We start from the raw sequence: 23,460 nt of genomic DNA, 5'->3' as shown, positions 1-23,460 counted from the left end.
CGCTGTGAACAAATCGCCTGACTAAGACCGTCGGCCCGCATCGGCTCCCATCATCGAACGGATGATTTTCCCCAGCATCTCCATGGCCCGCTCGCAGGTGTCGTTCCATGGCGTGCCATAGTTCAGGCGGATAAACGGCTTGAAGCGGCGGGTGGGGGAAAACATCGGGCCCGGTGCGATACTGATGCCCTGGGCGAGGGCGGCCTGGAAGACTTTCAGCGAGTCGACCGTCTCCGGCAGTTCGACCCACAGGAAATACCCACCCGAGGGCTGGCTGACGCGCGTCTGCGCAGGAAAGTACCGCGCAATGGCGCCAAGCATGGCGCGTTGCTGGTCTTCCAGGCTATGGCGCAATTTGCGCAGGTGGCGGTCATAGCCCCCGTGTTGCAGGTAATCGGCGATCGCGGCCTGGGCGGGCATCGAGGCGCACAGCGAGGTCATCAGCTTCAGGCGTTCTACTTTCTGTGCATAGCGCCCGGCGGCGACCCATCCCACCCGGTAACCGGGCGCGAGGCTCTTGGCGAACGAGCCGCAGTGCAGCACCAGACCCTCGGTATCAAACGCTTTCGCCGGCTTTGGCGCGTGCTGGCCGTAATACAGCTCGGCATAGACGTCATCCTCGATCAGTGGCACCTCATGTTTGCGCAGCAACTCCACCAGGTCCCGTTTGCGTGCCTCGGGCACCGTCGCGCCGGTGGGGTTCTGGAAACTGGTCATGCTCCAGCAGGCCTTGATTGGATAGCGTCGCAACGCCTGCTCCAGCACCACCAGATCAATGCCGTGCTGCGGGTGCACGGGAATTTCCACGGCCTTGAGCTTCAGCCGCTCAAGCACTTGCAGGCAGGCGTAGAACGCTGGCGCTTCGATGGCCACCAGATCGCCCGGCTCGGTGACCGCCTGCAGGCACAGGTTCAAGGCTTCCAGTGCGCCATTGGTGATAAGCATCTCTTCCATGGGCAGCATTTGCCCGGCAACCATGTAGCGCAGCGCGATCTGCCGGCGCAGGGACGGGTTGCCGGGCGAGAGGTCGCTCACCACCATGCGCGGGTCCATGTCGCGTGTTGCGCTGGAGAGGGAGCGGGCCAGTCGTTGTAAGGGAAACAGGGCTGGGCTGGGAAACGCCGAGCCAAACGGCACGGTGTCAGGGTTCTTGATGGATTCCAGCACCGAGAACACCAGCTCGCTGACATCCACTTCGGTGGACTCGCTCACCTGTGCCGCCACCGCCGGCCGCAGGTCAGGCTCCGGCGCACGGTCGCCCAGCCCGGCCAGACTGAAGGTATCGTTGACGAAGTAGCCCGAACGCGGTCGTGCCCGGATCAAGCCTCGACGCTCCAGCAGGTAATACGCCTGGAACACGGTCGAGGGGCTGATGCCGTGGGTCTGGCTGGCGTAGCGCACCGAAGGCACACGCTGGCCGGCGGCGAGCACGCCGGAGCGGATCAGCTCGGCAATGTCATCGGCAAACTTTTCATAACGCTTCATGGACGGCTCGCGCAGGGCCGGTGCAGCGGGGACAGGGTTGCGCCGGGAGGTCGGAATGGCCGGACTATGCGCGTGCGTGGCGGATTAGTACAGAAGCAGATTGGCGAGCAAAAAGGGGATCAGAGGCCGCGCACGCTGGACCGTGCCGCACTCCGCTCAACCGCCGCGGTCCATACCCCACTGAAGTCGGACAAGGAACAAACGCTGATGAACGCCTGGTGGGAAGAAGTCGTGGAAACGCTGCAGTCCGAGTTCTCTGACATCACGGACGCCGGACAGATCACGCGCGTGACCATACGCCTGGTGATCGCCGCGCTGTTGGGCGGCATTCTGGGTTTCGAGCGCGAGCATAAGGGCAAGGCAGCGGGGGTGCGTACGCACATGCTGGTGTGTATGGGCGCAGCGCTGTTCGTGCTGGTGCCGCGCATGGCGGGCGCCGACGACGCTGCGTTGAGTCGAGTGGTGCAGGGCATTGTGGCGGGCATTGGCTTTCTGGGCGCAGGGACGATCCTCAAGGGCGGCGACCTCAACACCACTCAGGTCAAGGGGCTGACCACAGCGGCGGGCTTGTGGATGACCGCCGCTATCGGCATCGCCGCGGGCATGGGTCGTGAGATGACGGCGGTACTGAGCACCCTGCTGGCGCTGGGTATTTTCAGTTTGATGCCGCGCATCGTCAGGAAGTTTGAGTCCCCGGATGAGCGCGCCAAAGACCCTGCTCGCAGCACGGGAGGCGATGCGCAAGAGCCTTGAGTGGATGCGGTTGGATGCAGATCAAGATCAACAGCTTCCCGGCTGAAGCCGGTCCCACGTGTTGCGCGCCGTTTGTGGGGCCTGCTTCAGCCTGAAGGAGATGCGCATCCTGTGGGACCGGCTTTAGCCGGGAAGGGCTGATTACTCAGCGAAGGTGTCGTTGAGGATCACAGGCGACTCCGGGCTGGGCGGGTCGCCCACCGGTGGTTCGATCACCGGGGGCATGACCGGCGAAGGCGGCTCTTCGGGCTTGGGCACCGGCAGCTCGGGGTCGTCGATATTCGGATCGGGGGTTTCGGCGGGTACGGGAATACTCATGGTGTCACCTTCCTTTGCAGAGTCGAGCATGCGAAGTCGAGAAGCGTGCCGAGCGGCTATTCATTGCCACTGCACCACACGCAAGGTTGGACCGCTGCGCTCTGCCAATGATTCACTCAACCGGTCGGTGACCGTGCCGATCCAGCAGGCGCCATCCAAGCCGCAAGCCCCGCAATAGCACACACCAAGTTGGTCAAGTGTCACTCAAGCTCTTTGAACTTTTGCCTGCGGCTGGCGTTCGGAACCTATGCTGCCACGTCCGGATGCGTTGATCCCGTGGCTATCTCTTATGTGATGGACAATGACGCTGAAGCAATGGGCGCCCCCCAGCGGGCGTCCCTGGGCGTGAGGAGTGATGCTCGATGAATGTGACTGATGATCAGCCATACGGTCCGGATTCCCTGGCCAACGATGTTCTGCACTCTATCCACCCTATACCCCTGACCCAAGCCCTGCAGTTGCCGCGCATCGTTATCGAGGACACCCAGCCGGTGATCGATAACGGTCAGCTTGCGGCCAAGGCCGTTGTCGGTCAGCCGGTTACGGTTACCAGCAAAATCTACGCAGACGGCCACGACAAAATGGCGGTGCGCATTCTTTATCGCGCGGTGGACGAGCAAGAGTGGCAATCGGTGCCCATGCGCGAATTGGGCAACGACAGCTGGATCGGCGAATTCACACCGCCGACCTTTACCCGCTACGTCTACCGTCTGGAAGCCTGGATCGATCAGTTCGGCAGCTACCGCTACGAACTGGAAAAGAAGTACGCCGCGGGCGTGAGCATCGATCTGGAACTTGAAGAAGGGCGCTTGCATCTTGTGCACGCCGCCGAGCGCAGCTCGATGGAGCTGCGTGGTCAGCTCGACAGCCTGATCAAGCGATTGGGTGAGGCCTCTGACAACGAGGCTAAAGTCTCCCTGCTGCTGAACAGCGAAACCGCCAGCGTAATGGCCAAGGCCGACAACCACGCATTCCTCAGTCGCAGCCTGGAATTTCCGCTGGATGTGGAGCGCGAACTGGCGCAGTTCGCCAGTTGGTATGAGCTGTTCCCGCGCTCGATCACCGACGACAAGAAACGCCACGGCACTTTTAAAGACGTTCACGGCCGCCTGCCGATGATCCGCGACATGGGCTTTGACGTGCTGTATTTCCCGCCAATTCATCCGATTGGCCGGGCCCACCGCAAAGGTCCGAACAACTCGCTGACCGCCGGGCCGGATGATCCGGGAAGCCCGTACGCGATCGGTAGCGCAGACGGCGGGCATGACGCCATTCACCCGCAACTCGGTACCCGCGAAGACTTCCGCGAGCTGGTCGCGGCTGCAGCCGAACACGGCCTGGAAATCGCACTCGATTTCGCCATTCAGTGCTCGCAGGACCACCTGTGGCTCAAAGAACATCCGGGCTGGTTCTCGTGGCGCCCCGACGGCACCATCCGCTACGCGGAAAACCCGCCGAAGAAATACCAGGACATCGTCAACGTCGACTTCTATGCGCCGGATGCTATCCCGAGCCTGTGGACCGAACTGCGTGACGTGATCCTCGGCTGGGTGAAGGAGGGCGTGAAGATTTTCCGCGTCGACAACCCCCACACCAAACCGTTGCCGTTCTGGCAGTGGATGATCGCCGACGTGCGCAGCAAGCACCCGGAAGTGATGTTCCTGGCCGAGGCGTTCACCAAGCCGGCCATGATGGCGCGCCTGGGCAAGGTCGGCTACTCCCAGAGCTACACCTATTTCACCTGGCGCAACACCAAGGCCGAATTGAGCGAGTACTTCACCCAGCTCAATGAATCGCCGTGGCGCGAATGCTACCGTCCGAACTTTTTCGTCAACACGCCGGACATCAACCCGCCGTTTCTGCATGACTCGGGTCGCCCGGGCTTTTTGATCCGCGCGGCGCTGGCAACCATGGGCTCGGGCCTGTGGGGTATGTATTCGGGCTTTGAACTGTGCGAATCGGCACCGGTGCCTGGCAAGGAAGAGTACCTGGACTCGGAGAAGTATGAGATCCGTCCTCGCGACTTTACCGCGCCCGGCAATATCATTGCCGAGATCGCCCAGCTCAACCGCATCCGTCGTCAGAACCCGGCGCTGCAAACCCACTTGGGCTTGAAGATCTACACCGCGTACAACGACAATATTCTGTACTTCGGCAAGCGCACGGCGGACGGCAGCAACTTCATCCTCGTCGCTGTGAACCTGGACCCGCGCAACGTGCAGGAAGGCCATTTTGAATTGCCGCTATGGGAAATGGGGTTGCCGGACGACGCTGCCACGCTGGGCGAAGACTTGATGACCGGCCACACCTGGACCTGGTATGGCAAAACCCAATGGACACGCCTGGACCCGTCCTACCAGCCTTTCGGCATCTGGCGCATCAAGGCCACAAACCAATAATTCAAAGGATGTGGTCATGGCAAAGAAACCTCGCAACGCTGCCTTTATCGAAGACCCGCTCTGGTACAAGGATGCGGTGATTTACCAGGTTCACGTGAAGTCGTATTTCGATTCCAACGACGATGGCATCGGTGACTTTCCGGGCCTGATCGCCAAGCTCGACTACATCGCCGCGCTGGGCGTCAACACCATCTGGCTGTTGCCGTTCTACCCGTCGCCACGGCGCGACGATGGCTATGACATCTCCGAGTACCGTGGCGTACACAGCGACTACGGCACCATGGCCGATGCGAAGAAATTCATCGCCGAGGCACACAAGCGCGGTTTGCGGGTGATCACTGAGCTGGTCATCAACCACACCTCGGACCAGCACGCCTGGTTCCAGCGCGCGCGTCATGCCAAGAAGGGCTCCAAGGCGCGGGATTTCTACGTCTGGTCCGATGACCCGCAGAAGTACGACGGCACCCGGATCATCTTTCTCGACACCGAAAAGTCCAACTGGACGTGGGACCCGGTCGCCGAGCAGTACTTCTGGCACCGTTTCTATTCCCACCAGCCTGACCTGAACTTCGACAACCCGCAGGTGATGAAGGCGGTCATCGAGGTCATGCGCTATTGGCTGGACATGGGCATCGACGGCCTGCGTCTGGACGCGATCCCTTACCTGATCGAGCGCGATGGCACCAACAACGAAAACCTGCCGGAGACCCATCAGGTCCTCAAGCAGATTCGTGCCGAGATCGACGCCAACTACCCGGACCGCATGCTGCTGGCCGAAGCCAACCAGTGGCCGGAAGACACGCAGATGTACTTCGGGGATCGTAAAGGGAAAGACGGCGACGAATGCCACATGGCCTTTCACTTCCCGCTGATGCCGCGCATGTACATGGCGGTGGCACAGGAAGACCGCTTCCCGATTACTGACATTCTGCGCCAGACCCCGGAAATTCCGGAGAACTGCCAGTGGGCGATCTTCCTGCGTAACCACGATGAGTTGACGCTGGAAATGGTCACCGACCGCGAGCGTGATTACCTGTGGAATTACTACGCCTCGGACCGCCGCGCGCGGATCAACCTCGGCATTCGCCGTCGTCTGGCCCCGCTGCTGCAGCGTGATCGTCGCCGGGTCGAGCTGCTCAACAGCATGCTGCTGTCCATGCCCGGTACGCCGACGCTGTATTACGGCGACGAAATCGGCATGGGCGACAACATCTATCTGGGCGACCGCGACGGTGTGCGCACGCCGATGCAGTGGTCCATCGACCGCAACGGCGGCTTCTCCCGTGCCAACCCGGCGAGCCTGGTGCTGCCACCTATCATGGACCCGCTCTACGGCTATCAGTCGGTCAACGTCGAAGCCCAGGATCACGACCCGCATTCGCTGCTCAACTGGACCCGACGCATGCTTGCCGTGCGCAAGCAGCAGAAAGCCTTCGGCCGTGGCACCCTGAAAATGCTCTCGCCGAGCAACCGCCGGATTCTGGCGTACACCCGCGAATACACCGGCCCCGACGGCAAGACCGAAATCATCCTTTGTGTTGCCAACGTCTCGGCAGCCTCTCAGGCGGCCGAGCTTGAACTGTCGCCCTACGCCGGGACCGTTCCGGTCGAGATGCTTGGTGGCAGCGCCTTCCCACCTATTGGCCAGCTCAATTACCTGCTGACGTTGCCGCCTTACGGCTTCTTCTGGTTCTTGCTGGCCTCGGAGAATCAAATGCCCAGCTGGCACGTTGAACCGGCCCAGAGCCTGCCGGACTTCCCGACCCTCGTTCTCAAACAGCGCCTCGAAGAACTGCTCGAAGAGCCGCTGCGCCAGACCATGGAGCAGAACTCGCTGTCTGCTTACCTGCCCAAACGCCGCTGGTTTGCCGGCAAGGGCACGGCCATCGACAACATCCACATCGCCTATGCCGTGCGTTTCGGCACCACGGTACGTCCCGTGCTGCTGAGCGAAATCGAAGTCACCTCGGGCGGCGAAGTGGTGCGCTATCAGCTGCCATTCGGCCTGTTGCCCGAGGACGACATCAGCAGCGCCTTGCCGCAGCAGCTGGCGTTGTCGCGCGTGCGCCGTGGCCGTCAGGTCGGGCTGATCACCGATGCGTTCACCCTTGAGCCGTTCATTCGCAGCGTCATCAAAGGCATGCATGAAAACACCGTGCTGCCGACGCCGGACGGAGAGCTGCAGTTCCGCAGCACTTCCCAGCTGCCGCCGCTCGGGCTCAATGAGGATGCCGAAGTGCGCTACCTCTCGGCCGAGCAGTCCAACAGTTCGGTGGTGGTCGGCAAGAAGCTGGTGCTGAAAATGATCCGTCGCGTGGCGGCAGGCACTCACCCCGAGCTGGAAATGGGCGCTTACCTGACCGAAGCCGGTTACCCGCACATTTCTCCGTTGCTGGGTGCAGTGGTCCGCGTTGACGGCCAGGGCGAGGAAAATCTGCTGATGATTGCTCAGGGCTACCTGAGTAACCAAGGCGACGCCTGGGAATGGACGCAGAACAACCTGGAACGTGCCGTGCGTGACCACATGGCTCACGGGCAGTCCACCTCGGAGCAGCAGGCCAATGCGCTGATCGAACTGCATGACTTCGCCGGTCTGCTGGGCCAGCGTCTGGGGGAAATGCACGTGATCCTCGGCGCGCCCACCGACAATCCGGACTTCAAAACCGAAGTCACCAGCGTCAAGGACAGCGAAGCATCGGCCAAGAGCGTCTCGGCGCAGATCGAACGCGCGCTGCAGTTGCTTGAGCAGCACCGTGACTCCCTCGAAGCGCAGGATCAGCAACTGATTGCCGAGCTGCTGAACAAACGCAAAGCGCTGCTGGCACAGGTCAAAACCCTGGCCAGACAATCGGTTGGCGGTTTGAGAATGCGCGTCCACGGTGACCTGCACCTGGGGCAGATGCTGGTGGTCAAAGGCGATGCCTACCTGATCGACTTTGAAGGCGAGCCGGCCCGTCCGCTGCAGGAACGTCGCGCCAAGTACAGCCCGTTCAAAGATGTCAGCGGCGTGTTGCGCTCCTTCGACTACGCTGCGGCGATGGCGCTGCGCAATGCGCAGGCGGCAGACACCTCGGAGCAGGCAGACGCTGCGCGTCGGCAAGTGGCCGAGACGTATCTGAAGCAGGCGCGGGAAGCCTTCCTCGACGGCTACCGCAAGGCGACCGTTGGCGTAGCCCACGATTGGAAAGATGCCAAAGGGGAGGCCGCCGCACTGGCGCTCTTCACCCTGGAAAAAGCCGCTTATGAAGTGGCCTACGAGGCCGAGAATCGGCCGACATGGTTGTCGGTTCCGCTTCAAGGCCTGCGCGGGCTTCTAGACCTGTCTGATGGAGAATGAAAATGAGTGCGTCTGACCAATTCGGTAACGGCAACCACGCCATATTGCCCAGCGCCGTCGATCTGGACGCGTTGATCCGAGCGGAGCACCGCGACCCGTTCTCGATGCTCGGCCCCCACAGCGATGGCGCCGAAGGGCAGGTGATCCGTGCCTACCTGCCCAATGCACTGGCCGTGCGCGTGCTTTCGCGCGACGGCGAGCGCGAACTGGGCGAGCTGGGCATGACCGACAAGCCGGGCTTTTTCGCCGGCCACTTCCCGGTGCGAGAACCCTATCTGCTGAAAATCACCTGGGCCACGGGCGAGCAAATCACTGAAGACCCTTACAGCTTCGGCGAGCAGCTTGGCGAGATGGACTTGTATCTGTTTGCCGAGGGTAACCACCGCGACCTGAGCAGCGCCCTGGGTGCGCAGGTCAAGAACGTCGATGGCGTTGATGGCGTGCGCTTCTCGGTGTGGGCACCGAACGCCCGTCGTGTTTCGGTGGTGGGCGACTTCAACAGCTGGGACGGCCGTCGGCACCCGATGCGTGTGCGCTACCCGAGTGGCGTTTGGGAGATTTTCATCCCGCGCATCGGCCCGGGCGAGGCTTACAAGTACGAAATCCTCGGTCAGCACGGCATCCTGCCGTTGAAGGCCGACCCCATGGCACTGGCGACTCAATTGCCGCCTGCTACTGCTTCCAAAGTCGCGACGCCGCTGGCTTTTGAATGGCAGGACAGCGAATGGATGCAATCGCGTGGCGAAAAGCACGATATTCATCAGCCGCTGTCGATCTATGAGCTGCACGCCGGCTCGTGGAAGTGGCACCACGGCGGGGAAGATGAAGCGGACCGTCCGTACGACTGGCGCGAACTGGCCGAGAACCTGATTCCTTACATCAAGGATCTGGGGTTCACCCACATCGAACTGATGCCCATCATGGAACACCCGTTCGGCGGGTCCTGGGGTTATCAGGTGCTGTCGCAGTTTGCGCCGAGTGCCCGCTACGGCAAGCCTGAAGATTTCGCCGCCTTTGTCGATGCCTGCCACCGTAGCGACATCGGCGTGATTCTTGACTGGGTGCCTGCGCATTTCCCGACCGATGTCCATGGTTTGGCCCAATTCGACGGCACTGCGCTGTATGAATACGCCAACCCCCATGAAGGTTTTCACCAGGACTGGAACACGTTGATCTACAACCTGGGTCGCACCGAAGTCCATGGCTTCATGATCGCCTCCGGGATTCACTGGCTGAAGAACTTCCACGTCGACGCGTTGCGCGTGGATGCTGTGGCTTCGATGCTGTATCGCGACTATTCCCGCAACGCCGGCGAGTGGGTGCCGAACCGTTACGGCGGCCGCGAGAACCTGGAGGCTATTGATTTTCTCCGCCACCTCAACGACGTGGTCGCCATCGAAGCGCCTGGGGCACTGGTCATCGCCGAAGAATCCACCTCGTGGCCGGGCGTCTCGCAGCCGACCCAACAGGGCGGGCTGGGCTTTTCCTACAAATGGAACATGGGCTGGATGCATGACACGCTCAAGTACATTGAGCAGGATCCGATCCATCGCCAACACCACCATTCCCAGCTGAGCTTTGGTTTGGTGTATGCGTGGTCCGAGCGTTTCGTGCTGCCCATCTCCCATGACGAAGTGGTGCATGGCAAGCATTCCCTGATCGACAAAATGCCCGGCGATCGCTGGCAGAAGTTTGCCAACCTGCGCGCGTACTTTTCGTTCATGTGGACGCACCCAGGCAAGAAGCTGCTGTTCATGGGCTGCGAGTTTGGCCAGTGGCGCGAGTGGAACCATGACACCGAGCTGGACTGGCATTTCTTGCAGTACGCCGATCACAAGGGCGTGCACACTCTCGTCAGCGACCTCAATCGGCTCTACCGGACCGAGAAAGCGCTGCACGAGCAGGATTGCCAGCCTCAGGGCTTCCAGTGGGTGATCGGTGATGATGCCGGCAACAGCGTTTACGCTTACCTGCGCTGGAGCAAGGAGGGCGAGCCGCTGCTGGTGGTTGCCAACCTGACGCCTGTGCCGCGTGAAGCCTACCGTGTTGGCGTGCCATTCAGCGGCAAGTGGGTGGAAGTGCTCAACAGTGATGCCGAGGTCTACGGCGGCTCCAACTTCGGCAATGGCGGCGGTGTACGCACTGACGAGATCAAGAGTCATGGCCAGGCATTTTCTCTGTCGTTGAATTTGCCACCGCTGGGCGTGGTCATCTTCAAGCCGACCGTGGAGCAGCTGCAACACGAGGGGCATGAGCACCACGAGCATGAAGAACATCACGACCATCACGAACAGCATGGGCATCAGCAGGACTGATTGACCGCGCGATTGTCGCGATGCAGCGGTGGAACCGAGGTTTGGCTTTTCCACCCCTGCGTTGCGATGCAGACTGAAAACAGTGGGAGCGAGCTCGCTCGCGAATTGCCTTTTATCAACCGATTCGGTCGGGCGAGAACGGCATTCGCCAGTGGCTTAGCTCCCACTGTCGTTTCAGCAACCGACAAATGTCGTCGGACGTTTCTTAGACGAACGTAGCTCTTCGCCAATGAACCTCGCCTCATTTGCATGGTCTGTTGACCACTGCGCGCGCAGTACGCCCGGGTTATGACCTGGGCTGTCCGGCTGAATTTCGCCCGCGCCAGATGCCTTTTCCAGCAGTTACAGCGCGCTGTGCGTCGCTGTCCGACCAGGCTTTTACTTCTCGCATGCGGCCCACCCATCGGCCTTCTTTTTCATTTGTCGAAGATCATCCATGCCTATTCCTGCTTCCTACGCCTCCCTTCGCTTGAACACCCTGCCGGGCGCTCGACGCCGTTTGCTCAGCGCCGGCCTGTTGACCACTTTCCTCACCGCTGGCTTCGCCGCCGATGACGCCTTGGCCGAGTCACCGGGCAAGGACCGTTGGGTCAGTGACACCCTCAGCACCTACGTCCGCAGCGGGCCCACCGACGGTTACCGTATCGTTGGCACCTTGAAGTCCGGTCAAAAAGTCGAGTTGATCAATACCCAGGGCGACTACAGCCAGGTGCGCGGAAGCGCCGGGGACAATGTGTGGATTCCGACGGCTGACTTGCAGGATGTCCCGGGCCAGGCCGAACGTTTACCGCAACTGACGCAGAAAGCTGCTGATCTGGGTGCGCAGTTGAAGACCATCGATGACGACTGGAAAACCAAGGTCCAGGGCATGCAGGAAACCCTCGATTCGCGCAAAAAACTGGTGGACGAGCTGGAGGCCCGCACCAAGGACCTGAACGCGCAGCTGACCGATGCCCAGTCCGAACTGCGCGCTACTCAGGCCAAACTGGGTGATGAGAACAATCAGGTGCTGATGCGCTACATGGTCTACGGCGGCAGTATCGCCGGTGCCGGGCTGTTGCTCGGCCTGATCCTCCCGGCCCTGACCAAAGGGCGCAAACGCAACGACCGCTGGTTCTGATCCGCCCGGCGAAGCGCGCGTTCAGGCGGACCCAGAGCGCCGAGGCTGACCAGTCCGGCTGAACTGCAGCCGCATCAAGCTGGGCCAGGATCACCTGCAGGAGCCGCGCTTGCCCGCTAACGTCGGTGGGTCAGGCAGACACGCATCGCGACGACCACCGCTTTCGCCAGCAAGCCGGCTCCTACAGGGACAATGTCCGCCCGGCAACGTCGGTATTGGCCCCGGCCCGCCGCAAGCGACGTTGTTGGCCGGGCAACGCCGACTGCAAGCCGAGCCTCGACCATTTGTAGGAGCGCGCTTGCCCGCGAACACCGCCGCAAACGGCCATGCTGACCGGGCAACATCGACCACAAGCCGGGCCTGGACCCATCGTAGGAGCGCGCTTGCCCGCGAACATCGGTGGTTCAGGTGCCAGAGTCCTTGCAGCCCGGCGCGGTCTGTAGGAGCCGGCTTGCTGGCGAACCGGCCATGTCCGTTGCCTATCAAATCCATGACACGGCGCGTCCAGCGATAGTCCGTTCCACTCCCGACTCATTTCGCGCCAGCCGATGAATCACTCTCTGACCTCCAATCGGCAACCCGCATCGACTGGCAACTTTCGCCGCATGCGCTAACTTAGTGCAGGGCACCTGTGCCCATCGCAATCCTCACCACCGCCACAGGGTCAGACGACCACAAAAGCCCCACGCGAACGAAACCGCCTCACCCCAACAAAAAAAGAGAGCCCGCCCATGAAGTTCGAACCCTTTGCGACCTCGCTGCTTGCGACCGCGCTCACCCTGACGATCTCCTGCGTTCATGCCGCCTCCGTCGCGCCGGCCGCTGCCGAAAACGGCATGGTGGTGACCGCTCAGCACTTGGCCACCCACGTGGGCGTCGATGTGTTGAAATCCGGTGGCAATGCTGTGGACGCGGCGGTTGCCGTCGGATACGCGCTGGCAGTCGTCTATCCCGCAGCGGGCAACCTCGGGGGTGGCGGCTTCATGACTATCCAGCTGGCGGACGGGCGCAAGACCTTCCTCGATTTTCGCGAAAAAGCCCCTCTTGCCGCGACCGCCAATATGTACCTGGACAAAGACCGCAACGTGGTGCCCGACCTGAGCTCCAAAGGCCATCTGGCCGTCGGCGTGCCGGGCACTGTTTCGGGCATGGAGCTGGCACTCAGCAAATACGGCACCCGCAAGCGCGCCGAGGTCATTGCCCCGGCCATCAAACTGGCGGAACAGGGGTTCACCCTTGAGCAGGGCGATGTCGACCTGCTGGGCACCGCCACCGACCAGTTCAAGGCCGACGCCAAAGACCTCGGCACCATCTTCCTGGACAAGGGCCAGCCGCTGAAGGTGGGCGACACACTGGTGCAGAAGGACCTGGCGAAAACCCTCAAGGAAATCTCCGGCAAGGGCAGCGACGGTTTCTACAAGGGCTGGGTAGCCAAGGCCATCGTCGATTCCAGCCAGGCAGGGAAGGGCATCATCACCCAGGCGGACCTGGACAAATACCAGACCCGCGAACTGGCCCCCATCGAATGCGATTACCGTGGCTACCACGTGGTCTCTGCGCCGCCGCCGAGTTCGGGCGGGGTGGTGATCTGCGAGATCATGAATATTCTCGAAGGCTATCCGATGCAGGAGCTGGGCTACCACTCCGCCCAGGGTCTGCATTACCAGATCGAGGCCATGCGCCACGCCTATGTCGACCGTAACAGTTACCTGGGTGACCCGGATTTCGTGAAAAACCCGATCAGCCATTTGCTCAACCGTGACTACGCCGCCAAGTTGCGCGCCGCCATCGAACCGCAGAAAGCCGGCATCTCCCAGAACATCAAACCCGGGGTCGCGCCCCATGAAGGCAACAACACCACTCACTATTCCATCGTCGACAAGTGGGGCAACGCGGTCTCGGTGACCTACACCCTCAACGACTGGTTCGGCGCGGGCGTCATGGCGAGCAGCACAGGGGTGATTCTCAACGACGAAATGGACGACTTCACCTCCAAGGTCGGCGTGCCCAACATGTACGGGCTGATTCAGGGCGAGGCCAACGCCATCGCGCCGGGCAAGTCACCGCTGTCATCGATGAGCCCCACCATCGTCACCAAAGACGGCAAGACGGTGATGGTCGTCGGTACCCCGGGCGGCAGCCGCATCATTACCGCGACGCTGTTGACCATGCTCAACGTCATCGACTACGGCATGAATATTCAGGAGGCGGTCGATGCACCGCGCTTCCATCAGCAGTGGATGCCTGAAGCGACCAATCTGGAAACCTTCGCCGTCAGCCCTGATACCCGCAAAATCCTCGAAAGCTGGGGTCACACCTTTGCCGGTCCGCAGGACGCCAACCACTTGGCCGCGATCCTCGTGGGTGCGCCGTCTCTGGGCGGTGAGCCCGTAGGCAAGAACCGCTTCTACGGGGCGAACGATCCGCGTCGCAACACCGGGCTATCGCTGGGCTATTAACCGCCCAGATCAGCCTTGATCAAAACCTCATCGGATGAGCGAATTATGAGCATCCGATGAGGGCGCGCGGGCTGGCGTGCAGGCTGGCGGCGCGCGGGGCAGGATTTCCTCATGCGGCTGCAGCTTTAAGATGTTATGTTATAACCCGAACGCAGGCGGCTGGCTCGCCTGCCGGTTATCGCATTTCAAGAGCCCACCGCGTATGCAAACCCTGGCTGTCCCGATACCAGACACCGCTGTCACCGCCCCTCATTCACGCCGCCTGCACTCCATCGACGCGCTGCGTGGCCTGATCATCGTGTTCATGCTGCTGGACCATGTGCGTGAAACCTTCTTTCTGCACCATCAGGTCAGCGATCCCATGGACGTTGCCCACACCAGCGTCGAGTTGTTCATCAGCCGTACCCTGGCGCACTTCTGTGCGCCGCTGTTCGTGTTTCTCACAGGGCTGTCTGCCTGGCTGTACGGCGAACGGCACGGGGGCAGGGGCGCTGTCGCGGGATTTCTGTTCAAACGCGGTCTGGTGCTTATTGCGCTGGAGCTGACCCTGGTGAACTTTGCCTGGACGTTCCAGTTTCCCCCGACGGTGATTTACCTGCAGGTCATCTGGGCGATCGGCCTGAGCATGATTGCGCTGTCGGCACTGGTTGCGCTGCCGCGCGGGGTGCTGGCGGTACTGGGGCTGGCGATCATCGCCGGGCACAATCTGCTGGATGGCGTGCATTTCGCTGTGGGTTCGGCGCTGCACATTCCGTGGGCGGTGCTGCACGACCGCGGCTGGATCGAAGTGGGCGAGACCCTGCGTCTGCGCACTTCATACCCGGTGCTGCCCTGGATAGGAGTGATCGCTGTCGGCTACGCGGCCGGGCCGTGGTTTGGTCGAGAGGCGAGCCCTGAAAAGCGAGAAATCAACCTCATCGCCTGGGGCTTCGGGGCGCTGGCGTTGTTTCTCGCGCTACGCGGCATCAACGGTTATGGGGAAAAGCCATGGGTGGCGGGCGAAACCACCACCGATACGCTGATGAGCGTCCTCAATGTCACAAAGTACCCGCCGTCTCTGCTGTTCATCAGCCTGACGCTGGGCATCGGCCTGCTGGTGCTCGCCTGGCTGGAGCGGCAGCAGGACCGGGTGTGGTTGCGGCCGCTGGTGATCTTCGGCGCTGCGCCGATGTTTTTCTATTTGCTGCACCTGTACGTGCTGAAGCTTTTGTACCAGGGCGCCGTGTCAATCTGGGGCAACACCCAAGGGCAATATTTCGGCTTCACCTCGGTGCTGGGCCTGTGGGGATGCGCTGCTGTGCTCACCGTGGTGCTGTTTCCGGCCGTGCGCTGGTTCGCGGCACTCAAGGCACGACGCCGGGACATCGCCTGGTTGAAGTACTTTTAGGCGAGCGTATCCCGATCGCCGCAAGCATTCAGGGCCTGTTGCGCAAGCTTCGCTCCATGCGCGCCAGGCCTTCCTCAAGCATCGGTCGGGGGCAGCCGAAGTTCAGACGAACGAACTGGCCGCAGTCGTCGCCGAACTCAAGGCCGTCGCTCAGTGCGACCCTGGCGTGATTCAGGAAAAACGCCTGCGGGTGTTCCAGTCCCAGGCCGGAGCAGTCCAGCCAGGCCAGGTAGGTGCTTTGCGGCAGGTTCATGGAGATACCCGGGAAGCGGGTCTTGATGGCGTCGGCCAGGTAATCACGGTTGCCCTGCAGATACGCCACCACGTGCTCCAGCCATTGGCTGCCCTCGCGATACGCCACTTCGGTGGCTTCCAGGCCCAGCGCGTTGACGCTGTCCACCAGTCCGAGCCGTCCATTGTTGAAACGCTGGCGCAGCTCCGGGTTTTGCACCACGGCAAAGGCGGTCTTCAGCCCGGCGATGTTCCAGGCCTTGCTCGCCGACATCAGCGTCACGCTTCGTGCTGCGATGGCCGGGCTCAGAGAGGCGATGGGGATGTGCTGTCGCCCGTCGAACAGCAAGTCAGCGTGGATCTCGTCAGAGATGATCAACACGTTGCGCCGCTCACAGGCCTCACCGATGGCCCGCAGCTCGTCATGCTCGAAGACTTTGCCCAACGGGTTGTGCGGGTTACTCAGCAGCAGCGCACCGTTCTCCGGCAGGGCGTGTTCCAGTGCGGCGATATCGGTGGGGTACCGGCCTTGGGCGTCGGCCTGGAAAGACAGGTCGACACGCGGCAGATTCCAGTTGGCCGGGGCTTGCAGCAGCGGGGAATAATTGGGCGTCTGCACCAGCACCGCAGCGGTCGGCGAAACCAGGGCATTCAACGCCATGTTCACGCCAGGTTCGACGCCGGGCAGGAACACCAGGTCTTCGGCTTCGATCTGCCAGTCATACCGTTGGGCCAAGTGCCTGACCAGCGTCTCGCGCAGCGCCTGTTGAGGCACGGAGTAACCCAGCATCGGGTGCTCCAGCCGGTTTTTCAGGGCTTGTACGATGGGCGCCGCGACCGGGAAGTCCATGTCCGCTACCCACATTGGCAGCACATCTTCGGGGTACTGGCTCCACTTCTTGCTGCCGGTGTTCAAACGCTGAAAAACGGTGTTCAGATCCATGCTCTGGCCTGTCTTGATCAAAAAAAGAAGGATTGTGCCAGAGAACCTGTGACGAGGCTTATCGGCTGCTCCGGGGACCGTCTCGTTGCCCGGTGATCGCAGGCAACGCGAGATGCACGGGCACGCTAGCGTGGGCAAGTCGTTGCGCAGTCTCAAGCGATTCGTGCTCCGGCGGGGGCTCCGAGACCCGCTCGATAACTGGAGCACGTCCACGTGCGCAGTAAGCAGTATCAAGTTGCGCAAGTTGCTGCTCAAAGTTGTAAGCCTTTCAGCAGGTTCAAAGCCTAACTGACTGAATGCAATCAGTCGGTCATGGCTGCTTCAAGTGCGACGACCCATTGGCACACCCTTTGATGTGCATTCCTGATCGGAGACGGTCAACTAACGGCTGTTTAACTTCATGAATCCATATAGGAATAACCCTCAATGAAAGACATTATTCGCCTGGGCGACCTCACCACTCATGGCGGTGTTGTGCTTCAGGCATTCACGAATACCGAGCTCAACGGCAAGCCCATCGCAGGGGTAGGGCACAACGTCAGCTGTCCGCTGTGCAAAGGTATTTTCCCGATCGTCGAGGGCAGTAGCGTGTACACGGTGAACGGCACACCCGTTGCGCTAAACGGCATGAAAACCGCCTGCGGCGCAGGTCTGATTGCCAGTGGACCGAAGGCAGCCGTCCGCAGTTAGGCGGCGCGCCGCGCGTCTGCCGCAGAGAGCAGCATCCTGCTAAACCATAACAGCGGAACGAGTTTTCAAGCGGTAGCGCAACGCCGCCGCGCGGACTCCTCTTACCTGGAACCGCTGCCTACGCCGTCGCCATCCTGCTTTCGCAGTGACCCGCCGCTTATTACCTTTATATACACGACGCCGTTTGTCGGCCGGCACCGGCCTCCATTTAAACTTTTCGCGACAAACCTTTGGTCGGGTGCGTTCGCACTTCGCTGAATTTCAGCTTCATGGGTCTCTCTTTATATCTGTGCGCTCTGCTTAGTTGACCGAGCGACAAGCATAGAAAAAAGCTGAACTTACTGTTCTAAACCCTGATACGAAATTAGCCTGAGAAGGGAGTAACACTATGTTCCTGCACAATAAGCGTCTCCAATACACTGTTCGCGTTGCCGAACCCAATCCGGGGCTGGCCAACTTGCTGCTTGAGCAGTTCGGCGGCGCCCAGGGCGAACTGGCTGCGGCCACTCGCTACTTCACCCAGGCACTGGCTGAAGAAGATCCAGGTCGTAAAGACCTGCTGATGGACATCGCCACCGAGGAGCTGAGCCACCTCGAAATCATCGGCTCGATCATCGTCATGCTCAACAAGGGCGGCAAAGGCAAGCTGGCCGAGGGCGTCCAGGCGGAGGGTGAGCTGTACCGTGACATCAACGGCGCCGGCAACGATTCGCACATCACCCAGATTCTCTACGGCGGCGGTGCGCCGCTGGTGAACTCGGCAGGCGTGCCATGGACCGCTGCGTATATCGACAGCATCACCGAGCCAACGGCCGACTTCCGTTCCAACATCGCTGCCGAGGCGCGGGCGAAGATCGTTTACGAGCGGCTGATCAACGTCACCACCGATCCAGGCATCAAGGACGCGTTGGGGTTCCTGATGACGCGAGAAATCGCGCACCAGATGTCTTTCGAGAAAGCGCTGCACTCGATGCAGCCGAACTTCCCGCAGGGCAAACTGCCGGGCATGCCAGAGTTCACACGGACGTATTTCAGCATGTCCAACGGCGAACCCAACGTGCGTGGCCCATGGAACAGCGATGCGGACTTCGAGTACGTCGAAAATCCACAGCCGGCAGTGGATGGCGGCGACGGGACTGCTACGGTGACGCTGAGCGAAGATGATTCAGTCACGCTGACCATGATGAAAGAACGCTTGAAGTCTGACTTGACCGCTGACCCGATGACCGGTGCCGACCTGGGTTCAGGTCTGGCGCAGGGTAAGGACGAGTAAGCGCTACCGAGTAAGCGATATTGATCAAGCGATCCAGCGAGGGTCGGCGGTGGTTCGAATAATACCGCTGGCCCGATACCGGCCCAGGTTGTCCAGGGGCAGGTTTCGCCGATGCACGCCGATTTCACTCATGCCTGAAACAGGGAGCATTGCTGATGAACACAGTCCTCGAAGACTTCACTGCCGTAGAGCCCGCTGACGGGATCGATCGCGTCTTTCAGTCGGGTTACGCATCCTGCCTTGACCGGTTTGAGGCCGAAGCGACAACCCTGGAGCGCGGCTTTAAAACGGCTTTGTTTGTACAGCAGTTCAAGGCCGGGCTCTTGCTCAAGCCCGAGCGGGAAGGCCGGCGACTTCAGCAATGAATGGTGAAATACGCATGCCTGCGTGAAAGCCGCGCAGGTAGCGATTGCTTTGGCTTGTCTACCGGTTTGATTTCATAGCTTTTGCCCGCGAACAGCGGGCTTTTTTTGTTGGGCTGGACTGATCCGCGATAACCCGCCACTGTATCGCCCTTTACGCGGCAGCAATGCGCATCCAAGGGCCTGAGGGGCATCAGGAGAGGGAGCAGATTTGAATCAGCTAAAACGCCTTGAAAGCGGAATCAGAGGCTTTGACGCTTTGCTCAAGGGCGGTCTTGTCGCAGGCGCGTCCTATATCGTTCAAGGCAAGCCAGGCTCCGGGAAAACCATCCTGGCCAATCAACTGGGTTTCAATCATGTTCGGCACAATGGCCGCGTGCTGTTTGCCACGCTGCTTGCCGAGCCCCACGACCGACTGTTCCATTTTCTGTCGACGTTAAGCTTCTTCGACCGCAGCGCGGTCGGCCAAAGCATTCAGTTCGTCAGTGCGTTCGACACCCTCGAGAACGACGGCCTGGACGAAGTGGTCAAGCTGCTGCGCAGGGAGATCACTCGCCAGCAAACAAGTCTGCTGATACTCGACGGCCTGCTCAACGCACGCTCCAGGGCTGAAACGCCGCTGGACACCAAGCAGTTCATTTCCGAGCTGCAGGGACATGCTGCATTTGCCGGCTGCACCGTGATGTTTCTCACCAGCTCGCAGCTCGACGATGGCAGCCCTGAGCACACCATGGTTGATGGCGTGATCGAGATGGGCGAGGAAATCGTCGGCTCGCGGACGGTGCGCCGTATCAAAATGCGCAAGACCCGGGGCAGCGGAGCGATTCCCGGAGCGCACGAATTCGAGATCAACGACCAGGGCATATCGATCTACCCGCGCCTGGAAAGCATGCTGATCCGCGCCGATCTGCCGCTGGACACCCCTCAGATTCTGGTCGGCAGCGGCATCGATGCGCTCGACGCGCATATCGGCGGTGGTCTGGTGAGGACTTCCGTAACGTTGATCATGGGCCCTTCCGGTGCAGGCAAAACTTCGCTGGGCCTGCAGTTCCTGGGCCGCTGTTCCGCTGAAGAGCCCGGGTTATATTTCGGATTCCATGAATCCCCGCAACGGGCCAAGGCCAAGGCGCGCTCACTGGGTCGCGATTTCGCTTCGCTGGAGGCGGCAGGCGCGGTGCATATCGATTGGAACCCTGCATCGGCAGGGCTGATCGATCGGCTGTGTTACGAACTGCTCGAGCGCGTCGAGCGGCAACAGGTCAAGCGCGTCTTCATCGACAGCATCAACGCCTTGAGCCGTACGGCGGCAGATCCGAGCAGGGCGCTGGATGTGCTCGAAACGTTACTCGGCGAGCTTCGCGCGCGCGGCGTCACGGTGATGGCAGCGTGGGAGGCGCACCGTTTGATCGACAATCGTGCGGGTGTTCTGATGCCAGACATTTCAGGAGTGGTCGATAACCTGCTGCTCGTCCAGTTCGTGCAGCACCGGACTGAACTTCAACGCCAGGTTTCCATTCTGAAGATCAGAGACAACGCTTACGATCCCTCGCCACTTGAAGTCGTGATGAGCCGTGCTGGAATCACCATGAAGAAGGTCTGAGATATGCGATTCGCAACGGGGAGGTGGCAAAGCGTGAAGCGTCGCCTAACGGTCGCGGCATCGTGGGAAGCATTCCTCTGATGGCGACCATTCTGATCGTCGACGACGAATACCTGATTGCCGATATTCTAAGCTTTGCGCTGGAAGACGAGGGTTTCATGACCGTCGTCGCTGGCAGTGGCAACAAGGCACTTGAGGTCCTCGACCGTGAACGGCCCGACCTGATCATTACCGACTTCATGATGCCGGGTATGACGGGGCTCGAACTGGCCGAGACAATCAAGGCCCGCGAGCTCTACGCACGAACGCCGATCATCCTGATGAGCGGGGCCCAGGCCTATCTGGGCGCAGAGCGGCCGGATCTGTTTGCCGAGATCATTGAGAAGCCGTTCGATATCGATCATGTCATCGGGAAAATTCAGGCGTTGTTTGATGACCGTACGTAAGCCCATTGCATAAATGGGTCCTGTATCGGCCTTCAGGGTTGAACGAATCGTTTCAGTGCAGGGTCGATACTGATAACGCTTACGAGACGAGCAGTGGCAATGAATACCTGGTACAGCAAATCATTAGGCGAGGGCACTGTTGTCTACCGTCGCCTTCGCGCACTGAACGAACTTCGCCATCAAGTGTGCCCTGACGCCGCGTCTCCCTATTCGCTGTACATGGACGCCGTCAGCGCGGAGACCATCGTGCTGTTTCATCCGGATCAGATAGTTCTCGCCACCGCGTTTGGTGCGTTGCCCTGTGCGCAACCGCAGATCAACGGCGTGCGCATGATTGATCTTGAATACCGCCCTCTGCCCGTGACACTTCAAAGTGCCCAGGTATTCAGCACTTCGCCAACCCGTGCGCAGCCCGGCGCGTTTACACAGCGAAGTGGTTTAGCGGTGGCTCACTGATAAACTGCGGCGCCATTGGTTGGAGCGGTATCTGGCGCCGAGGGAAGTTCAGGTCTAAATGTTAAAGGGAGAACGGTATGGCAGTGGCAGTGGTCCGACTTGAAGGTGACGATATTCCGCTGGAACACAGGCAGCCCGGGGTCACCGCTGTATTCCGCGTCAAGAATGATGAGGGTGACGTCAGTTATTTCGATGACGAGGTGGAGGCGGCCAAGTCTGCCGTTGAGTTAAGTAATGCCGAGCAGTCTTCCTGACCGCGAGTGTTAATTTGTTGTTTTAACCGCGGTTCTTCCTGATCTTTTTTGAACGGGCGGGTGTTCAGAGAGCTGCTGGACTTATGTGCTGTTCAAACATTCCCGGACACGTTGATCACTGCATCGACGAATGTGTCCGGCGCCTCCTGTGGCACATTGTGCCCTACGCCTTCAATCACCCTCCTGGTCACCTGTCCGCTGAAGCCCCGCACCGCAGACCTGTCATCACGCTTTGACGACACACCGTCATCGGCGCCCGACAAAATGATCGTCGGCACCACGATTCCGGGCCTGGATGCCAGCGCCTGCTCGATCTGCGCATATGCCGGATCGCCTGCCACCAGCCCGTAGCGGTGGCGATAGGAGTGCACCACCACCTCAACGAAGTCCGGATTGTCAAACGATGAGCAAGTGTTGGCGAACGTGGCTTGGGTGAATGCCCACGTCGGGGACCAGAGCGACCACAGCAGGCGGCAGAAATCGCCTCGGTTGGCGGCAAGGCCTGCGCGCCCGCGTTCTCCATGCAGGTAATACTGATACCAGAGTCGGCGTTCGGCTTCGGGCGAGGCGGGGGTATTGGCTTTGGCGATGTCCTGGATGTTGTAACCCGGGTCGCAGCTGACAAGCCCCGTTACCCGTTCTGGCCACAGCGCAGCTACCACACAGGCGGCGCGCCCACCCCAGTCGTACCCGGCAAGGATTGCCTTGCCAATGCCGAGAGCGTCCAGCAACGCCAGCAGGTCAGCACCGAGCGCAGCCTGCTCGCCAGAGCGAGGCGTCGCGGCATCGATGAAGCGGGTCGGGCCATAACCTCTGAGATACGGCACGATGCAGCGATAACCGGCATGCGAGAGGCGCGCCACGACATCGTCATATGCCCGGATGTCGTAGGGGAAGCCATGCAGCAGCACGACCACAGGGCCATCAACCGGTCCCTGGTCCAGGTAAGCGACATCCAGCACACCCGCAACGATATTCTTCACGCACTGGCTCCGGCAGAGTTTTGGCTGCGAGCCTCGACGAGGTCTGGCCCGGCGATGGTGATCGGATTAATGACTGAGCGTGAACATCAATTAAAAGGAAGTCAGCTTGATAAGCGGGTAATCACCGATGCAGCGCACTGGGCGCGTGCATCGGCCGATGGTCGACTGATCAAACAGGGCCAGTCCATGGCGCCGTTCAACCGGCGGCCAGATCAGGAAACCCAGGATTCCACGGTGTCGGAACCGTGCTCGGCTTTCCATTCTTTCAGGGTTTTGTGGTTGCCACCTTTGGTCTCTACTACTTCACCGGTGTGCGGGTTTTTGTAGACTTTGACAGCCCGGGCTTTGCGAGTGGTTTTCTCGGGGGCGCTGTTGTTCTTGCCCTGTTTGGCCCCGGTGGAGTGATCCATGATCGAGATGATGTCTTTCAGGCTTTTGTTGTATTCACCCAGCAGCGTACGCAATTTGCCTTCGAATTCGATTTCCTGCTCAAGGCCTTTATCGCCTTTCATGGCTTCCAGGGCAGCCAGTTGGTCGGCGAGGTGACGTTCGAGTTGGCGGTATTCAGCAAGTTTAGACATTGGAACTCCATGTTTCGGTTTGTTGATACTGACGTGCGGCGTTAGCACTGGCGAACATTGGAGCGCAC

Annotated in this window: 19 protein-coding genes; 14 read left to right on the top strand and 5 right to left on the bottom strand. The window is 60.6% G+C overall.

From position 1 onward, the window contains the following. Nucleotides 1–21: 21 nt before the first annotated feature. Entirely contained in the window at nucleotides 22–1,485 is a 1,464-nt protein-coding gene (gene mapR / locus QRN48_RS07615) for a GntR family transcriptional regulator MpaR (RefSeq protein ID WP_285349809.1), read from the bottom strand. Between the two features lie 207 nt (nucleotides 1,486–1,692). Here mapR and QRN48_RS07610 point away from each other — a divergent pair, with 207 nt between their 5' ends. Beyond that, complete coding sequence (locus QRN48_RS07610) at nucleotides 1,693–2,238, top strand: MgtC/SapB family protein (protein WP_037012939.1); 546 nt, start codon at nucleotides 1,693–1,695, stop codon at nucleotides 2,236–2,238. 141 nt (nucleotides 2,239–2,379) lie between these two features. Here QRN48_RS07610 and QRN48_RS07605 read toward each other — a convergent pair whose 3' ends face one another. Continuing rightward, nucleotides 2,380–2,556, bottom strand: coding sequence for a hypothetical protein (locus QRN48_RS07605; RefSeq protein WP_162835390.1), 177 nt, complete (start codon nucleotides 2,554–2,556; stop codon nucleotides 2,380–2,382). A gap of 362 nt (nucleotides 2,557–2,918) precedes the next feature. Between QRN48_RS07605 and QRN48_RS07600 the strand changes: the two genes are divergently transcribed. The 6 genes from QRN48_RS07600 (at nucleotide 2,919) to QRN48_RS07575 (ending at nucleotide 15,573) form a co-directional block, all read left to right on the top strand. Beyond that, the gene (locus tag QRN48_RS07600) at nucleotides 2,919–4,955 is read left to right on the top strand and encodes an alpha-1,4-glucan--maltose-1-phosphate maltosyltransferase (RefSeq protein ID WP_285349807.1); all 2,037 of its coding nucleotides are present in this window, start codon (nucleotides 2,919–2,921) and stop codon (nucleotides 4,953–4,955) included. Nucleotides 4,956–4,971: 16 nt separating this feature from the next. Further along, on the top strand, nucleotides 4,972–8,292 hold the full coding sequence (gene treS, locus QRN48_RS07595) for a maltose alpha-D-glucosyltransferase (RefSeq protein WP_285349806.1): 3,321 nt from the start codon (nucleotides 4,972–4,974) through the stop codon (nucleotides 8,290–8,292). A 2-nt stretch (nucleotides 8,293–8,294) separates the two neighbouring features. Continuing rightward, nucleotides 8,295–10,607 (top strand): 1,4-alpha-glucan branching protein GlgB, encoded by a 2,313-nt coding sequence (gene glgB, locus QRN48_RS07590; RefSeq protein WP_285349805.1) that lies wholly within the window; start codon nucleotides 8,295–8,297, stop codon nucleotides 10,605–10,607. Nucleotides 10,608–11,043: 436 nt separating this feature from the next. After that, entirely contained in the window at nucleotides 11,044–11,727 is a 684-nt protein-coding gene (locus QRN48_RS07585) for a TIGR04211 family SH3 domain-containing protein (RefSeq protein WP_052075064.1), read from the top strand. Nucleotides 11,728–12,458: 731 nt separating this feature from the next. Further along, nucleotides 12,459–14,186: a gamma-glutamyltransferase gene (gene ggt / locus QRN48_RS07580; RefSeq protein WP_285349803.1), complete on the top strand. Its 1,728-nt coding sequence runs from the start codon at nucleotides 12,459–12,461 to the stop codon at nucleotides 14,184–14,186. A gap of 202 nt (nucleotides 14,187–14,388) precedes the next feature. Further along, on the top strand, nucleotides 14,389–15,573 hold the full coding sequence (locus QRN48_RS07575) for an acetyltransferase domain-containing protein (RefSeq protein WP_285349801.1): 1,185 nt from the start codon (nucleotides 14,389–14,391) through the stop codon (nucleotides 15,571–15,573). Between the two features lie 28 nt (nucleotides 15,574–15,601). Here the strand turns inward: QRN48_RS07575 and QRN48_RS07570 are convergent, their stop codons facing one another. Further along, nucleotides 15,602–16,747 (bottom strand): MalY/PatB family protein, encoded by a 1,146-nt coding sequence (locus tag QRN48_RS07570; protein ID WP_191943260.1) that lies wholly within the window; start codon nucleotides 16,745–16,747, stop codon nucleotides 15,602–15,604. Between the two features lie 426 nt (nucleotides 16,748–17,173). Between QRN48_RS07570 and QRN48_RS07565 the strand changes: the two genes are divergently transcribed. The 7 genes from QRN48_RS07565 to QRN48_RS07535 all read left to right on the top strand — a co-directional run bounded on the left by QRN48_RS07565 (nucleotide 17,174) and on the right by QRN48_RS07535 (nucleotide 21,828). After that, nucleotides 17,174–17,437 (top strand): PAAR domain-containing protein, encoded by a 264-nt coding sequence (locus QRN48_RS07565; RefSeq protein WP_037010208.1) that lies wholly within the window; start codon nucleotides 17,174–17,176, stop codon nucleotides 17,435–17,437. A 388-nt stretch (nucleotides 17,438–17,825) separates the two neighbouring features. After that, on the top strand, nucleotides 17,826–18,710 hold the full coding sequence (locus tag QRN48_RS07560) for a manganese catalase family protein (protein WP_037010206.1): 885 nt from the start codon (nucleotides 17,826–17,828) through the stop codon (nucleotides 18,708–18,710). A gap of 155 nt (nucleotides 18,711–18,865) precedes the next feature. Beyond that, nucleotides 18,866–19,075 carry a hypothetical protein gene (locus QRN48_RS07555; protein WP_285349799.1) on the top strand — a complete coding sequence of 70 codons (210 nt, stop codon included), beginning with the start codon at nucleotides 18,866–18,868 and terminating at the stop codon, nucleotides 19,073–19,075. A gap of 208 nt (nucleotides 19,076–19,283) precedes the next feature. Continuing rightward, the gene (locus QRN48_RS07550; RefSeq protein WP_285349798.1) at nucleotides 19,284–20,672 is read left to right on the top strand and encodes an ATPase domain-containing protein; all 1,389 of its coding nucleotides are present in this window, start codon (nucleotides 19,284–19,286) and stop codon (nucleotides 20,670–20,672) included. A gap of 80 nt (nucleotides 20,673–20,752) precedes the next feature. Next, nucleotides 20,753–21,118 (top strand): response regulator, encoded by a 366-nt coding sequence (locus tag QRN48_RS07545; protein ID WP_191943258.1) that lies wholly within the window; start codon nucleotides 20,753–20,755, stop codon nucleotides 21,116–21,118. 99 nt (nucleotides 21,119–21,217) lie between these two features. Then, nucleotides 21,218–21,574 (top strand): hypothetical protein, encoded by a 357-nt coding sequence (locus QRN48_RS07540; protein WP_191943257.1) that lies wholly within the window; start codon nucleotides 21,218–21,220, stop codon nucleotides 21,572–21,574. 77 nt (nucleotides 21,575–21,651) lie between these two features. After that, a complete protein-coding gene (locus QRN48_RS07535) occupies nucleotides 21,652–21,828 on the top strand; it encodes a hypothetical protein (RefSeq protein ID WP_191943256.1) in 177 nt (58 codons plus the stop codon). Nucleotides 21,829–21,920: 92 nt separating this feature from the next. Here QRN48_RS07535 and QRN48_RS07530 read toward each other — a convergent pair whose 3' ends face one another. Both QRN48_RS07530 and QRN48_RS07525 read right to left on the bottom strand, forming a co-directional pair. Further along, nucleotides 21,921–22,811, bottom strand: coding sequence for an alpha/beta fold hydrolase (locus QRN48_RS07530; RefSeq protein ID WP_285349795.1), 891 nt, complete (start codon nucleotides 22,809–22,811; stop codon nucleotides 21,921–21,923). Nucleotides 22,812–23,023: 212 nt separating this feature from the next. After that, nucleotides 23,024–23,392 (bottom strand): histone-like nucleoid-structuring protein, MvaT/MvaU family, encoded by a 369-nt coding sequence (locus QRN48_RS07525; protein WP_285349794.1) that lies wholly within the window; start codon nucleotides 23,390–23,392, stop codon nucleotides 23,024–23,026. Nucleotides 23,393–23,460: the final 68 nt, after the last annotated feature.

Origin of the sequence: Pseudomonas sp. ME-P-057 (assembly GCF_030208975.1) — a bacterium.
GTDB classification, from domain to species: Bacteria; Pseudomonadota; Gammaproteobacteria; order Pseudomonadales; family Pseudomonadaceae; genus Aquipseudomonas; species Aquipseudomonas lutea.
The sequence above is the reverse complement of the archived record's forward strand: the minus strand, read 5'-3'. Positions and strand labels throughout refer to the sequence as shown.

Coding starts and splice junctions, on each gene's coding strand:
- mapR (WP_285349809.1), bottom strand. CDS start 1,485: ATGAAGCGTTATGAAAAGTTTGCCGATGACATTGCCGAGCTGATCCGC.
- QRN48_RS07610 (WP_037012939.1), top strand. CDS start 1,693: ATGAACGCCTGGTGGGAAGAAGTCGTGGAAACGCTGCAGTCCGAGTTC.
- QRN48_RS07605 (WP_162835390.1), bottom strand. CDS start 2,556: ATGAGTATTCCCGTACCCGCCGAAACCCCCGATCCGAATATCGACGAC.
- QRN48_RS07600 (WP_285349807.1), top strand. CDS start 2,919: ATGAATGTGACTGATGATCAGCCATACGGTCCGGATTCCCTGGCCAAC.
- treS (WP_285349806.1), top strand. CDS start 4,972: ATGGCAAAGAAACCTCGCAACGCTGCCTTTATCGAAGACCCGCTCTGG.
- glgB (WP_285349805.1), top strand. CDS start 8,295: ATGAGTGCGTCTGACCAATTCGGTAACGGCAACCACGCCATATTGCCC.
- QRN48_RS07585 (WP_052075064.1), top strand. CDS start 11,044: ATGCCTATTCCTGCTTCCTACGCCTCCCTTCGCTTGAACACCCTGCCG.
- ggt (WP_285349803.1), top strand. CDS start 12,459: ATGAAGTTCGAACCCTTTGCGACCTCGCTGCTTGCGACCGCGCTCACC.
- QRN48_RS07575 (WP_285349801.1), top strand. CDS start 14,389: ATGCAAACCCTGGCTGTCCCGATACCAGACACCGCTGTCACCGCCCCT.
- QRN48_RS07570 (WP_191943260.1), bottom strand. CDS start 16,747: ATGGATCTGAACACCGTTTTTCAGCGTTTGAACACCGGCAGCAAGAAG.
- QRN48_RS07565 (WP_037010208.1), top strand. CDS start 17,174: ATGAAAGACATTATTCGCCTGGGCGACCTCACCACTCATGGCGGTGTT.
- QRN48_RS07560 (WP_037010206.1), top strand. CDS start 17,826: ATGTTCCTGCACAATAAGCGTCTCCAATACACTGTTCGCGTTGCCGAA.
- QRN48_RS07555 (WP_285349799.1), top strand. CDS start 18,866: ATGAACACAGTCCTCGAAGACTTCACTGCCGTAGAGCCCGCTGACGGG.
- QRN48_RS07545 (WP_191943258.1), top strand. CDS start 20,753: ATGGCGACCATTCTGATCGTCGACGACGAATACCTGATTGCCGATATT.
- QRN48_RS07540 (WP_191943257.1), top strand. CDS start 21,218: ATGAATACCTGGTACAGCAAATCATTAGGCGAGGGCACTGTTGTCTAC.
- QRN48_RS07535 (WP_191943256.1), top strand. CDS start 21,652: ATGGCAGTGGCAGTGGTCCGACTTGAAGGTGACGATATTCCGCTGGAA.
- QRN48_RS07525 (WP_285349794.1), bottom strand. CDS start 23,392: ATGTCTAAACTTGCTGAATACCGCCAACTCGAACGTCACCTCGCCGAC.